Origin of the sequence: Agrobacterium sp. LMR679 (genome assembly GCF_027157905.1) — a bacterium.
GTDB lineage: Bacteria > Pseudomonadota > Alphaproteobacteria > Rhizobiales > Rhizobiaceae > Agrobacterium > Agrobacterium leguminum.
Window position 1 is genome coordinate 1,273,269 of record NZ_JAPVOJ010000001.1, and the last position, 14,510, is coordinate 1,287,778.

Annotated in this window: 8 protein-coding genes and 1 pseudogene; 8 read left to right on the top strand and 1 reads right to left on the bottom strand. The window is 61.3% G+C overall.

All coding sequences use genetic code 11. The annotated features are described in order from the left end of the window. The first annotated feature begins 100 nt into the window (after positions 1–100). From kdpF to O3W47_RS05885, 7 genes and pseudogenes are all read left to right on the top strand, one after another. A complete protein-coding gene (kdpF, locus tag O3W47_RS05855; protein ID WP_003506089.1) occupies positions 101–190 on the top strand; it encodes a K(+)-transporting ATPase subunit F in 90 nt (29 codons plus the stop codon). Positions 191–223: 33 nt separating this feature from the next. Next, on the top strand, positions 224–1,927 hold the full coding sequence (kdpA, locus tag O3W47_RS05860; RefSeq protein WP_080819548.1) for a potassium-transporting ATPase subunit KdpA: 1,704 nt from the start codon (positions 224–226) through the stop codon (positions 1,925–1,927). Positions 1,928–1,936: 9 nt separating this feature from the next. Then, complete coding sequence (locus O3W47_RS05865) at positions 1,937–2,098, top strand: hypothetical protein (protein WP_269313220.1); 162 nt, start codon at positions 1,937–1,939, stop codon at positions 2,096–2,098. A 44-nt stretch (positions 2,099–2,142) separates the two neighbouring features. Further along, the gene (gene kdpB, locus O3W47_RS05870) at positions 2,143–4,227 is read left to right on the top strand and encodes a potassium-transporting ATPase subunit KdpB (protein ID WP_269313221.1); all 2,085 of its coding nucleotides are present in this window, start codon (positions 2,143–2,145) and stop codon (positions 4,225–4,227) included. A gap of 12 nt (positions 4,228–4,239) precedes the next feature. Continuing rightward, the gene (kdpC, locus tag O3W47_RS05875) at positions 4,240–4,806 is read left to right on the top strand and encodes a potassium-transporting ATPase subunit KdpC (RefSeq protein ID WP_269313222.1); all 567 of its coding nucleotides are present in this window, start codon (positions 4,240–4,242) and stop codon (positions 4,804–4,806) included. Between the two features lie 55 nt (positions 4,807–4,861). After that, positions 4,862–7,564, top strand: a pseudogene (locus O3W47_RS05880) (DUF4118 domain-containing protein). A gap of 48 nt (positions 7,565–7,612) precedes the next feature. After that, positions 7,613–8,302 (top strand): response regulator transcription factor, encoded by a 690-nt coding sequence (locus O3W47_RS05885; RefSeq protein ID WP_077983515.1) that lies wholly within the window; start codon positions 7,613–7,615, stop codon positions 8,300–8,302. 30 nt (positions 8,303–8,332) lie between these two features. Here O3W47_RS05885 and O3W47_RS05890 read toward each other — a convergent pair whose 3' ends face one another. Next, on the bottom strand, positions 8,333–9,385 hold the full coding sequence (locus tag O3W47_RS05890) for a threonine aldolase family protein (RefSeq protein WP_127755536.1): 1,053 nt from the start codon (positions 9,383–9,385) through the stop codon (positions 8,333–8,335). Between the two features lie 373 nt (positions 9,386–9,758). On the opposite strand from O3W47_RS05890, the gene gltB reads away from it, so the two are divergent. Next, a complete protein-coding gene (gene gltB, locus O3W47_RS05895) occupies positions 9,759–14,504 on the top strand; it encodes a glutamate synthase large subunit (protein WP_080819543.1) in 4,746 nt (1,581 codons plus the stop codon). The last annotated feature ends 6 nt before the right edge of the window (positions 14,505–14,510 follow it).

The window sequence follows — 14,510 nt, forward strand, 5'->3', positions numbered from 1 at the left end:
ATCGATGATGGATGTTGTTCTGATCGGCGCAGCGATGGTGTTTTTCGCCCTCTGCTTTGCCTACACGCGCGCCTGCGACCGGCTTTAGGCGGAGGCTGCGATGACATTCGACTATATCTTGAGCGGTGCCGTCACGGTCTTTATCGCCGCCTATCTCACCTATGCTCTCATTCGCCCCGAACGTTTCTGATCGGGAAGCGGCGGCTATTGAAAGTTCAATACCATGACCCTCAATGGATGGTTTCAGGTCCTGCTTTTCTGCGGGATCATTTTTGCGCTGGTGAAGCCGCTCGGCTTCTATATGGCGCGTGTCTTTAATGGCGAGCGCACCCTGCTGTCGCCGGTTCTCGCACCGGTCGAGCGCGGCCTTTATGCCCTTGCCGGGACAAGCGAGCGTGAGGAGCAGCACTGGACGACCTATGCTTTCTCCATGCTTCTCTTCAACCTGCTCGGTTTTGCCCTGCTTTATGCCCTGATGCGCTTTCAGGCGGTGCTGCCCTATAATCCGCAAGGAATGGCGGCCGTGGGACCGGAATTGTCCTTCAATACGGCGGTCAGCTTCGTCACCAACACCAACTGGCAGAATTATGGCGGCGAAAGCACCCTGTCCTATCTGACCCAGATGGCCGGCCTCACGGTACAGAACTTCGTTTCCGCCGCAACAGGCATGGCGATCGCCATCGGCCTCATCCGCGCGTTTTCCCGCGCTTCCGGCAAGGCGATAGGCAATTTCTGGGTGGATATGGTCCGCTCCACGCTCTATGTGCTTTTACCCCTCTGCATCGTGCTGACCCTCGTTTACGTCTGGCTTGGTGTGCCGCAGACACTCGGCGCTTATGTGAACGCGCAGACGCTGGAAGGCGCGCAGCAGACGATTGCCGTCGGCCCCGTCGCGTCGCAGCTGGCGATCAAGATGCTGGGCACCAATGGCGGCGGCTTCTTCAACGCCAATTCGGCGCATCCCTTCGAGAACCCGGATGCCATTTCCAACATGCTCCAGATGGTGTCGATCTTCGCCATTGGTGCAGCCTTTACCAATGTCTTCGGCCGCATGGTTGGCAACCAGCGCCAGGGCTGGGCGATCCTCGCCGCCATGGGCGTGCTGTTCATCGCCGGCGTCGCCGTCACCTATTGGGCGGAAGCGGCCGGAAACCCGCTGATGCACGGCTTCGGTCTTGCCGGCGGCAATATGGAGGGCAAGGAAGTCCGTTTCGGCGTGGCGCTCTCATCGCTCTTCGCGGTCATCACCACTGCCGCCTCCTGCGGCGCGGTCAACGCCATGCATGGCAGCTTCACGGCGCTGGGCGGTCTTATCCCACTCATCAACATGCAGTTGGGCGAGGTGATCGTCGGTGGTGTCGGCGCGGGTTTTTACGGTATTCTGCTCTTCATCGTCATCGCCATCTTCGTGGCGGGTCTGATGGTCGGGCGCACGCCGGAATATCTGGGCAAGAAGATCGAGGCCAAGGAAATGAAGATGGCGGTTCTGGCCATTCTCTGCCTGCCGCTCGCCATGCTGGTCTTCACGGCAACGGCCACTGTTCTGCCCTCGGCGGTCGCGTCAATCGGCACGGCGGGGCCGCACGGCTTCTCCGAAATCCTCTATGCCTATACCTCGGCGGCCGCCAATAACGGCTCGGCTTTCGGCGGCCTCACCGGCAACACCACCTGGTACAACATCACGCTTGGCTTCGGCATGCTGATGGGCCGTTTTCTGGTCATCATTCCGGCACTCGCCATTGCCGGTTCGCTGGTTACCAAGAAGACCGTTCCGGCCTCGGCTGGCACCTTCCCGACGGATGGCCCGCTTTTCGTCGGCCTGCTGGTCGGCACGATCCTGATCGTCGGCGGCCTTACCTTCCTGCCTGCGCTGGCGCTGGGCCCTGTTGCCGAACATCTGGTGATGGCGGCAGGCCAGCTCTTCTGAGGTTATGCCATGAACGACAAGTCCCGAAGTAACCGCATCGTCTCCACTCGCAAAGGCGCTCCCGTCAAAGGGAGCGCCACGCCCGGGGGCTGGTGCGCTTCCAATCTCATTCTCGCGATGATGGCGGCTCTCGTCGCCGCCGTCGTCGCTCTCGAAGTTATCACGGGCTGATCGACCTTCATCCGTCGCCCCGTTTCAAACGCTGGAGCCTCTTCATGAGCCAGTCCAAACAAGCGAGCATCCTCGATTCTCGCATTCTCGTGCCGGCGATTGCCGCCGCATTCAAAAAGCTCAACCCACGCACGCTGGCCCGCAACCCGGTCATGTTCGTGGTCGCGACGGTGTCGGTGCTGACAACGGTGCTGTTCATCCGCGATCTCATCATGGGCGGCGCCAATCTCGGCTTTTCCTTCCAGATCAATCTCTGGCTCTGGTTTACCGTATTGTTCGCCAATTTCGCGGAAGCCGTCGCCGAAGGGCGCGGCAAGGCGCAGGCGGATTCGCTGCGTCGGACCCGCACCGAAACCCAGGCGAAACTGCTCACCGGCGATGATCGTAGCCAGTATAAGATGGTGGCGGGCACCAGCCTGAAGGTGAACGATGTCGTTCTCGTCGAGGCGGGTGATATCATCCCCTCCGACGGTGAGGTCATCGAAGGTGTCGCCTCCGTCAACGAGGCGGCAATCACCGGCGAATCCGCCCCCGTCATCCGGGAATCCGGCGGCGACCGCTCTGCCGTCACCGGCGGCACGCAGGTGCTGTCGGACTGGATCAGGGTTCGCATCACCGCCGCTGCCGGCTCCACCTTCCTCGACCGGATGATTTCGCTGGTCGAAGGCGCTGAACGCCAGAAGACGCCGAACGAGATCGCGCTCAACATTCTGCTTGCGGGCATGACGCTGATCTTTGTGCTGGCTACGGCGACCATTCCGAGCTTTGCATCCTATGCCGGCGGTTCGATCCCGATCATCGTGCTGGTGGCTCTGTTCGTGACGCTCATCCCGACTACCATCGGCGCGCTTCTGTCGGCTATCGGCATTGCCGGCATGGACAGGCTGGTGCGTTTCAACGTGCTGGCCATGTCCGGCCGCGCCGTCGAGGCCGCCGGCGACGTGGATACGTTGTTGCTCGACAAGACCGGCACCATCACCCTGGGTAACCGGCAGGCGACCGAGTTTCGTCCCGTTGCAGGCGTTTCCGAGCAGGAGCTGGCCGATGCGGCGCAGCTTGCCTCCCTTGCTGACGAAACGCCGGAAGGCCGTTCCATCGTGGTTCTCGCCAAGGAAAAATACGGCATCCGCGCCCGCGACATGCAGAAACTGCATGCGAATTTCGTACCCTTCACCGCCCAGACCCGCATGAGCGGTGTCGATTTCGAAGGTTCCTCCATTCGCAAGGGCGCAGTCGACGCCGTTCTTGCCTATGTTAACGGCGGCGCTTCGCAACAGGGCAATGTGGCGCTTGCCGTCAAGACCGAAACGGACGCCGCACGCGGCATCCGGACAATTGCCGAAGAGATCGCCAAGACCGGCGGCACGCCGCTCGCCGTCGTACGAGATGGAAAGCTGCTCGGCGTCGTGCAACTGAAGGATATCGTCAAGGGCGGCATTCGCGAGCGTTTCGCAGAGCTTCGCCGCATGGGCATCCGCACGGTGATGATTACCGGCGACAACCCCATGACGGCCGCCGCCATCGCAGCGGAAGCCGGCGTCGATGATTTCCTCGCCCAGGCGACACCGGAAAACAAGCTGGAGCTTATCCGCGAGGAACAGGCCAAGGGCAAGCTCGTCGCCATGTGCGGCGATGGAACCAACGACGCGCCGGCGCTGGCGCAGGCCGATGTCGGTGTTGCCATGAACACCGGCACGGTTGCGGCACGCGAGGCGGGCAATATGGTCGATCTCGACAGCGATCCGACCAAGCTCATAGAGATCGTGGAAATCGGCAAGCAATTGCTGATGACGCGCGGCGCGCTGACGACGTTCTCCATCGCCAACGATATCGCCAAATATTTCGCCATCATCCCGGCAATGTTCCTGGTGCTCTATCCGCAGCTTGGCGTTCTGAACGTGATGGGGCTTTCGACACCGCAGAGCGCCATCCTGTCGGCGATCATCTTCAACGCGCTCATCATCATCGCGCTCATCCCGCTCTCGCTGAAGGGCGTCAAATATCGGCCGATCGGCGCGGGTGCGCTGCTGTCGCGCAATCTGGTCATCTATGGCCTCGGCGGCATCATCGTTCCCTTCATCGGCATCAAGGTCATCGACCTCGCCGTCACGGCGCTCGGTCTCGCTTGAGGAGTAAAGACAATGTTCAAACAGCTTCGTCCCGCACTGGTGCTCATCCTCGCCACCACCGCCATCACCGGCCTTGCCTATCCTCTGGGCATGACGGGTCTCGCTCAGGCGATTTTCCCCTTTCAAGCCAATGGCAGCCTCATCGAAAAGAATGGTGCTGTTGTAGGTTCGCAATTGATCGGGCAGTCCTTTGCCAGTGAGAAATATTTCCATGGCAGGCCATCGGCTGCCGGCGATGGTTACAATGCCGCTTCGTCGTCCGGATCCAATCTCGGTCCGACGAGCGCCAAGCTCATCGACCGGGTGAAACACGATTACGAGGCCGCAAAAGCCGAAAATCCGGCGGCCGAGGTTCCGGCAGATCTGGTGACGGCCTCGGGCAGCGGCCTTGATCCGCATGTTTCGCCGGAGGCTGCTTATTTTCAGGTTCCCCGTGTCGCCAAAGCAAGGGGCATGGATGAGGCATCCCTGCGTGCCATCGTCGAGCGCCATGTCGAAGGACCGGAACTCGGATTCATGGGAGAGCCGGTCGTGAATGTGCTGGCGCTCAACATGGCTCTTGACGCAGCCGGCTCATGAACTGAAATGGCTATGGCTTGTTCGCAAGCCATAGCCTCGACCACTGGTGGGTTAAATGCCTGACGACAATCGCGATATGCCGAGCCGACCGTCGCCCGATGCGCTGCTGGAAAACGCCCGGCGCGAGACGCGTGGCCGGCTGAAGATATTTTTAGGGGCGGCACCGGGCGTCGGCAAGACCTATGAAATGCTGATGTCCGGCCGAGCGAAGCTGGCGGATGGGGTGGATGCCGTCATCGGCGTCGTGGAAACCCATGGCCGCCGGGAAACCGAAACGCTGGTGCAGGGTTTCGAGATCATCGCGCGCCGGCGTATCGACTATCGCGGTCAGGTGCTGGAAGAGATGGATCTCGATGCCATTCTCGCCCGCCGTCCCGCTCTGGTTCTGGTCGATGAACTGGCGCACACCAATGCCGCCGGCAGCACGCCACCCCAAGCGCTACATGGACGTTCAGGAAATTCTGGCGCAGGGCATCGACGTCTATACGACGCTGAACATCCAGCATGTCGAAAGCCTGAACGACGTCGTTGCGCAGATCACCCGCATCCGCGTTCGCGAAACGGTGCCCGACAGCATTATCGACCGGGCCGACGATGTCGAAATCATCGATATTACGCCAGACGATCTGATCAAGCGGCTGCAGGATGGCAAGGTTTACCTGCCCCGCACCGCCCGGCGCGCCATCGAGAATTATTTCTCGCGCGGCAATCTGACGGCGCTGCGAGAGCTTGCGCTGCGGCGCACCGCGCAACGGGTGGATGAGCAATTGCTCAACCACATGCAGTCCCATGCCATTTCCGGCCCCTGGGCGGCAGGAGACAGGGTTCTGGTTTGCCTGGACCACGGCGGCAATGGCCCGGGGCTGGTGCGTTATGCCCGCCGGCAGGCGGATCGGCTGCGCGCGCCCTGGACGGCGCTGCATCTCGATACGCCGCGTTCGCAGCAATTGTCGGAGGCGGAGAAGGACCGGCTGGCCGGCACGATGCGGCTTGCCCAGCAGCTCGGCGGCGAGACGGTGACCCTGCCGGCGCTAGACCTGACGCGGGAGATTATCTCCTACGCCAACGCCAATAATTTCACCCACATCATCATCGGCCGCCCGCGAAAATCCTGGTGGCAGCGGATTTTTCAGCGCTCGCTGACACATGATCTGATCGACCACGCCGGCGATATCAGCGTTCACGTCATTTCCGGCGATAAAAAGAAGAGAAGCCGGGCCAGGCCGCAAAGCCGGCCTCGGCGCAATCGTATCGTTCCATACGGCCCTATCTTAACAGCACCCTGTTCGTCGGCCTGGCGATCGTGGCCGGCATCGTGCTCGACCAGACGCTCGATGTCAGAAATCTGGCGCTGGTGTTCCTGATGGCGGTTCTGGCCGCCGCCGTGCGCGGCGGGCTGGGGCCAGCGCTTTATGCTTCCCTGCTCGGCGCTTTTGCATTCAATTTTTTCTTCCTTGAGCCGCGTTACACCCTGACCGTTCGCGATCCGGAAAGTGTCGTGGCGCTGCTGTTTTATCTCGGCGTGGCGCTTGTCGCCTCCAATCTCACGGCGGCCGTACAACGGCAGGCCGCCGCCGCACGGGCAAGGGCGCGAACGACGGAAGATTTATATCTGTTCTCCAAGAAGCTTTCGGTGACAGGAACGCTGGACGATGTGCTGTGGGCGGCCGCTTTCCAGATGGCCTCGATGCTGAAGGTGCGGATCGTTCTTCTCTTACCGGAAAACAACACGATCACGGTCAAGGCGGGGTATCCGCCGGACGATACGCTGGTGGATGCCGATATTGCCGCCGCGCAATGGGCCTGGGAACATAACAAGGCAGCAGGCAGGGGCGCGGATACGCTTCCCGGCGCCAAACGTCTTTACCTGCCCCTGCGCACCGGCAGCGGCGCCGTCGGCGTGGTGGGGCTGGACGATGACCGGCTCGGCCCGCTTCTGACACCGGAACAGCAGCGGCTGTTCGATGCCCTGGCCGATCAGGCGGCACTTGCCATCGAGCGAATCCAGCTCGTCTCGGATGTCGACCGGGCGAGGCTTGCGGCGGAAACCGACCGGCTGCGCACCGCGCTTCTGACATCCATCTCCCATGATCTCAAGACGCCGCTTGCGGCCATTCTAGGCTCGGCCGGAACGCTGAAGGATTTCGCCGAGGACATCCCGCCGGATGCGCGCGCCGAACTGCTTTCGACGATCGTCGAGGAATCCGAGCGGCTGAACCGGTTCATCTCCAATCTTCTTGACATGACGCGGATCGGTTCGGGCGCGATGGAGCCGAATTACGGTCTGCATTTCGTGGGCGATATGGTCGGAACCGCACTTTCGCGGGCCGCGAAAATCGTCGGCAGGCATGAGATCGTTCTGGATATTCCTTCCGACCTGCCGATGCTGAAGGTCGACCCCGTGCTTTTCGAACAGGTCCTGTTCAATCTCATCGACAATGCCGCCAAATACGCTCCCGAACATACCGCCATCGAGATTCGCGGCTGGCGGCAGGGGAAAAATATCCTCCTCTCCGTGGCAGACGCGGGGCCGGGTATTCCACCCGACGATACGGAACGGGTCTTTGACAGTTTCTACCGGGTGCGCAAGGCGGATCATGTGCAGGCCGGAACGGGCCTGGGGCTGTCCATCTGCAAGGGGTTTATCGAGGCCATGGGCGGTTCGATCCGCGCGGAAAACAGGCCGGGCCGTGCCGGTGCGCAGTTTACCGTCAGCCTGCCGGTTCCCGCCGATGCGCCGGTGATAGACCATGATTAAGGCGCGATTGCCGGCGACAAGCCGCTATGCCGCTGAAGGAGATCGGGAATGACCAATTCCGCCGTTCGTATTCTGATCGTCGACGACGAACCGCCGATCCGCAAGCTTTTGCGCGTAGGCCTGTCGACCCAGGAATATGCGGTGAGCGAGGCGATGAATGCGAAGGTCGCCATGGAACTGGTCAGTGAGGACAAGCCCGATCTCGTCGTTCTCGATCTCGGCCTGCCAGATATGTCGGGGCATGATCTTCTGGCGAAATGGCGCGGCGAAGGGCTGGCGCTGCCGGTCATCATCCTCTCCAGCCGCACGGATGAGGCGGGTATCGTCAAGGCGCTGGAACTGGGGGCGGATGACTATATCACCAAGCCTTTCGGCATGAACGAACTCGTTGCCCGCATCCGCGTCGCCCTGCGCCATCGTCTGCAAAGTCAGGGGGAGAGGCCGGTGTTCCAGACCGGAGATCTTTCCGTCGATCTGGTCAGGCGCATCGTCAAGGTGGAGGACCGGGAGGTGAAGCTCTCGCCCAAGGAATATGACATCCTGCGGGTTCTGGTGCAGCATGCCGGCAAGGTGCTGACGCACCGTTTTCTGCTGGAGCATGTATGGGACGAACTGACCGATGTGCAATATTTGCGGGTCTATGTGCGCCAGCTTCGCCAGAAGATCGAAAAAACCCCGGATCAGCCGCGCTATATCCTGACAGAAACCGGGGTCGGTTACCGGCTGCAGGAGGTATGAGGGCGCCGCAAGGCGACGCCCTCCGATAGTTTAAACGGCGGCGCAGATCGACAGGAATTCATCCACATCGGCCTCGGTCGTCGCAAAGCTGGTGACCATGCGGATCAGCACTTCGTCCTTGCCGACCTTTTCCGGCATGTCGCGCGGCTCCAGCCAGTCATAGAACTTCGCACCCTTTGCCGTGGCGGCTTCTGCAGCGGCCTTTGGCAGAATGGCGAAAACTTCATTGGCCTGGGTCGGCCAGGCAAGGCGGGCGCTGTTCAGCGAAGCGAAACCGGCGCGCAGCCGGTTGGCCATGGCGTTGGCGTGGCTGGCGAGGCCAAGCCACAGGTCGTCCTGCAGATAGGCCTCGAACTGCGCGGCGATGAAGCGCGACTTGGAAAAAAGCTGGGCGGTGCGCTTGCGCAGGAAGGAAAAATCCCGGGCGAGCGAGGGATCGAAGAAGACGATGGCTTCCGCACACCAGCAGCCATTTTTCGTGCCGCCGAAAGACAGGACGTCGACGCCGCGTTTCCAGGTCATTTCGGCGGGCGTGGTGTCGAGGGCAGCCAGCGCGTTGGCGAAACGCGCGCCATCCATATGCAGCGGCAGGCCATTATCCTTGGCGATTTTGGCGATGGCGTCGATTTCATCGAGTGTGTAGACCGTGCCGGCCTCGGTCGCCTGCGTCATGGTGATGGCTGCGGCGCGGCCGTGATGCACGGCATCCTGCGGATAACGCGCAATGCGCTCGATGAGGTTCTCCGGCAGCATCTTGCCGTTCGGTCCCTCCACGGCGACCATGCGCATGCCGGAAAAGAAATCCGGTGCGCCGCATTCGTCCTCGATCACATGCGCTTCGGAATGACAGAAGGTCAGGCCGCCGGCACGGGCGATGCTGGCCAGCGAAAGCGAATTGGCTGCCGTGCCGGTGGCGACGAAAAACACCGCGACCTCGCGCTCGAAAATCTCGTTGAAGCGCTTTTCGATGGAGAGATCGAGTTCGCTGGTGCCGTAAGCGGCGGCAAAGCGCGTGGATTCCCGTGAAAGCCGTTCGTTGACGGCAGGGTGGGCGCCGGCCCAATTGTCTGAAGCAAAAAACATCTCTGAAGGCTTTCCGATGGCTGGGGTTCTGGTTTGGGAATGCGTGGCGCGATGAACGGCAAAGTTCTATGACCTAAGATTGCGATTGGCAAATCCGGCAATGAAAGCAATGGCTCTGCTGGTCTTGCGATAAGAAAGTTTCGCGCAATAGGTCAGTATCGAAACTTCGCTGCAAAATGGGGCTTTCACTAATTGGATTCGCACCCTTGCTAAATTCGCCTGTTTCTGCCAAAATCCTGGTGAATTGAGACAGCTTTGCTGTCCTAAATTTGATCGAGCCGGATTGAATGCGGATTTTGCGGGAAGCGAAAATTCGCGGTCGAGCCGGATCTTCGCATGAAACCATGCAAGTAATTTTGCAGGAGGGACAAAAATGACGCACAAGCCGCAGGCGGAAATCGCCGCCGCCACCCTGACCACAGACTGTCCCACCGCGGCTGCGGCCGCACCCGTTTCTGCGAAAGCGCGTTTCGCGGGCGGTTTGCCGGAAAGGCAGGGTCTTTACGATCCGGCCAATGAACATGACGCCTGCGGCGTCGGCTTCGTTGCCCATATGAAGGGCGCCAAGTCGCACCAGATCGTCAAGGACGGCCTGTTCATACTTGAAAACCTGACGCATCGCGGCGCCGTCGGCGCCGATCCCCTGATGGGCGATGGCGCGGGCATTCTCGTGCAGATCCCCGACCGCTTCTTCCGCGAGGAAATGGCGGCGCAGGGCGTGACGTTGCCGAAGGCCGGTGAATATGCCGTCGGCCACATCTTCATGCCGCGCGATCCTTCCCGCATCGAGCATTACAAGAAGGTCATTGTCGACGTCATCGGCGAAGAGGGGCAGCAGTTCCTCGGCTTCCGCGATGTGCCGGTCGATAATTCCTCGCTCTCCAAGGCGCCGGATATCGCAGCGACCGAACCGCACCACGTGCAGGTCTTCATCGGTGCCGGCCGCGATGCCGCGAGCAATGCCGATTTCGAGCGCAAGCTGTTCCTGATCCGCAAGGTGCTCTCCAACCGCATCTATGACGAGGGCGGCGGCAAGGAAACGCAGGATTTCTATCCCGTTTCCCTCTCTTCCTCCACCATCGTCTACAAGGGCATGTTCCTCGCCTATCAGGTGGGCGCCTATTACAAGGATCTGGCCGATCCGCGCTTCGAATCCGCCGTCGCCCTCGTGCATCAGCGTTTTTCGACCAACACCTTCCCGTCCTGGAAGCTCGCGCACCCCTACCGCATGGTCGCCCATAACGGCGAAATCAACACGCTGCGCGGCAACGTCAACTGGATGGCGGCGCGTCAGGCGTCGGTTTCCTCCGTGCTGTTCGGCGACGATATCTCCAAGCTCTGGCCGATCTCCTATGAGGGCCAGTCGGACACGGCCTGCTTCGACAACGCGCTCGAATTCCTCGTGCGCGGCGGCTATTCCATGGCCCATGCCGTGATGATGCTGATCCCGGAAGCCTGGGCCGGCAACCAGTCCATGTCGGCTGAGCGCAAGGCATTCTACGAATATCACGCAGCGCTGATGGAGCCGTGGGACGGCCCGGCCGCCGTCGCCTTCACCGATGGCAAGCAGATCGGCGCGACGCTCGACCGCAATGGCCTGCGTCCGGCGCGTTACCTCGTCACCGATGACGACCGCATCATCATGGCGTCGGAAGCCGGCACGCTGCCGGTGCCGGAAGAGCGCATCGTCAAGAAGTGGCGTCTGCAGCCCGGCAAGATGCTGCTGATCGACATGGAAAAGGGCTCCATCGTTTCCGACGAGGAAGTGAAGCACGAGCTTGCCGCCAAGCACCCTTACCGCACCTGGCTCGACCGCACGCAGCTCATCCTCGAAGAGCTGAAGCCGGTAGAACCGCGCGCGCTGCGCCGCGACGTGTCGCTGCTCGACCGCCAGCAGGCCTTCGGCTACACCAGCGAAGACACCAAGCTCCTGATGTCGCCCATGGCGACGACCGGTCAGGAAGCCATCGGCTCCATGGGCACCGATACGCCGATCTCGGCCATGTCGGAAAAGTCGAAGCTGCTTTACACCTATTTCAAGCAGAACTTCGCGCAGGTGACCAACCCGCCGATCGATCCGATCCGCGAAGAGCTTGTCATGAGCCTCGTGTCCTTCATCGGTCCGCGCCCGAACATTCTCGACCATGAAGGTGCCGCCCGCGCCAAGCGTCTGGAAGTGCGCCAGCCGATCCTGACCAATGGCGATCTGGAAAAGATCCGTTCCATCGGCCACACGGAAGACCGTTTCGACACCAAGACGCTCGACTTCACCTATGATGTGGAACGCGGCGCCGAAGGCATGCCTGAAATGCTCGACCGCCTGTGCGAGCGTGCGGAATCGGCCGTTCGCGGCGGTTACAACATCATCGTTCTCTCCGACCGCCAGCTTGGCCCGGACCGTATCGCGATCCCCGCCCTTCTGGCGACGGCCGCCGTGCACCATCACCTGATCCGCAAGGGTCTGCGCACCTCGGTCGGTCTCGTCGTGGAAACCGGCGAACCGCGCGAAATCCACCATTTCTGTCTGCTGGCCGGTTACGGTGCCGAGGCGATCAACCCCTATCTCGCCTTCGACACGCTGCTTGACATGCACAAGCACGGCGCCTTCCCGAAGGAAGTCTCCGACGATGAAGTGGTCTATCGCTACATCAAGGCGGTTGGTAAGGGCATTCTCAAGGTCATGTCCAAGATGGGCATTTCCACCTACCAGTCCTATTGCGGCGCGCAGATATTCGACGCCATCGGTCTTTCCTCGGAATTCGTCGAGAAGTATTTCTTCGGCACCGCCACCTCCATCGAAGGTGTCGGCCTGACGGAGATTGCCGAAGAAACCGTAACACGCCACACGGCTGCCTTCGGCAAGGATCCGATCCTTGCCAACACGCTCGATATCGGCGGCGAATATGCCTATCGCATGCGCGGCGAAAGCCACGCCTGGACGCCGGATGCGGTCGCCTCGCTGCAGCACGCCGTGCGCGGCAACAGCCAGGATCGCTACCGCGAATTCGCCGGCATGGTGAATGAGACGGCGCTGCGCATGAACACCATTCGCGGCCTGTTCAAGGTCAAGTCGGCGGAAGCGCTTGGCCGCAAGCCGGTCTCCATCGACGATGTCGAGCCGGCGGCTGATATCGTCAAGCGGTTCTCGACTGGCGCCATGTCCTTCGGCTCGATCAGCCGCGAGGCGCATACCACGCTTGCGATTGCCATGAACCGCATCGGCGGCAAGTCGAACACGGGTGAGGGCGGCGAAGAATCCGATCGTTACATGCCGCTGTTGAACGGTAAGCCGAACCCGGAACGCTCCGCCATCAAGCAGATCGCTTCCGGACGCTTCGGTGTAACGACCGAATATCTCGTCAATGCCGATATGCTGCAGATCAAGGTGGCGCAGGGCGCCAAGCCCGGCGAGGGCGGCCAGCTGCCCGGCCATAAGGTGGATGCGACGGTTGCCAAAACCCGTCACTCGACCCCGGGTGTCGGGCTCATCTCGCCGCCGCCGCATCACGATATCTACTCCATCGAAGATCTGGCGCAGCTGATCTACGACCTGAAGAACGTCAACCCGGAAGCCGATGTTTCGGTGAAGCTGGTGTCGGAAGTCGGCGTCGGCACGGTTGCTGCCGGTGTCGCCAAGGCGCGTGCCGACCATATCACCGTTGCCGGTTTCGATGGCGGCACGGGTGCTTCGCCGCTCACCTCGCTGAAGCACGCCGGTTCCCCATGGGAAATCGGCCTTGCCGAAACCCAGCAGACGCTGGTGCTGAACGGCCTTCGCTCGCGCGTTGCCCTGCAGGTGGATGGCGGTCTGAAGACCGGCCGAGACGTCATCATCGGCGCGCTGCTCGGTGCGGATGAATTCGGCTTTGCCACCGCGCCGCTGATTGCCGCCGGCTGCATCATGATGCGCAAGTGCCACCTCAACACCTGTCCCGTTGGCGTTGCGACGCAGGACCCGGTTCTGCGCAAGCGCTTCAAGGGCACGCCGGAACATGTCATCAACTACTTCTTCTTCGTTGCCGAAGAAGTGCGCGAAATCCTCGCTTCGCTTGGCGTTACCAGGCTGGACGAGATCATCGGCGCTTCCGAGCTGCTCGAGAAGGACGAGATGCTGGCGCACTGGAAGGCCAAGGGGCTGGATTTCAGCCGCATCTTCCACAAGGTCGAAGCTCCGAAGGAAGCAACCTTCTGGACCGAGCGCCAGAAGCACCCGATCGACGATATTCTCGACCGCAAGCTGATCGAGAAGTCCCTGCCCTCGCTCGAAAACCGCGAACCCGTAGTTTTCGAAGTGCCGATCAAGAACGTCGACCGTTCCGCCGGCGCCATGCTGTCAGGTGCGCTTGCCAAGCGCTGGGGTCACAAGGGCCTGAAGGACGATACGATCCACGTCACCCTCAAGGGGACGGCGGGCCAGTCCTTCGGCGCGTTCCTCGCACGCGGCATCACCTTCGATCTGGTGGGTGACGGTAACGATTATGTCGGCAAGGGTCTGTCGGGTGGCCGCATCATCGTGCGTCCGCCGGAAAACACCCGTATCGTTGCGGAAAACTCGATCATCGTCGGCAATACGGTTCTCTACGGCGCCATTACCGGCGAGTGCTATTTCCGCGGTGTGGCTGGCGAGCGTTTCGCAGTGCGTAACTCCGGCGCGGTCGCGGTTGTCGAAGGTGTCGGCGACCACGGTTGCGAATATATGACCGGCGGCATCGTCGTTGTTCTCGGTGAAACGGGCCGCAACTTCGCGGCCGGCATGTCCGGCGGCGTTGCTTATGTTCTCGACGAGAAGGGCGATTTCGCCACACGCTGCAACATGGCGATGGTCGAGCTGGAGCCGGTTCCGGAAGAAGACGACATGCTGGAGAAGCTGCACCATCACGGCGGCGACCTCATGCACAAGGGACGCGTGGACGTTTCCGAGGACATGACGCGCCACGACGAGGAGCGGCTTTATCAGCTGATCTCGAACCACTTCCATTACACGAACTCGTCGCGCGCCAAGGATATACTCGACCGCTGGAGCGAGTTCCGTCCGAAGTTCCGCAAGGTCATGCCGGTCGAATACCGTCGTGCGCTTGAGGAAATGGAGCGCATGCGCATGGGCGTGGCGGCGGAGTAATCCGCC

Bases quoted from the DNA above. Each gene is read 5' to 3' on its own strand.
- O3W47_RS05890 (WP_127755536.1), bottom strand. From the start codon at position 9,385: ATGTTTTTTGCTTCAGACAATTGGGCCGGCGCCCACCCTGCCGTCAAC.
- kdpB (WP_269313221.1), top strand. From the start codon at position 2,143: ATGAGCCAGTCCAAACAAGCGAGCATCCTCGATTCTCGCATTCTCGTG.
- kdpC (WP_269313222.1), top strand. From the start codon at position 4,240: ATGTTCAAACAGCTTCGTCCCGCACTGGTGCTCATCCTCGCCACCACC.
- gltB (WP_080819543.1), top strand. From the start codon at position 9,759: ATGACGCACAAGCCGCAGGCGGAAATCGCCGCCGCCACCCTGACCACA.
- kdpF (WP_003506089.1), top strand. From the start codon at position 101: ATGACATTCGACTATATCTTGAGCGGTGCCGTCACGGTCTTTATCGCC.
- O3W47_RS05865 (WP_269313220.1), top strand. From the start codon at position 1,937: ATGAACGACAAGTCCCGAAGTAACCGCATCGTCTCCACTCGCAAAGGC.
- kdpA (WP_080819548.1), top strand. From the start codon at position 224: ATGACCCTCAATGGATGGTTTCAGGTCCTGCTTTTCTGCGGGATCATT.
- O3W47_RS05885 (WP_077983515.1), top strand. From the start codon at position 7,613: ATGACCAATTCCGCCGTTCGTATTCTGATCGTCGACGACGAACCGCCG.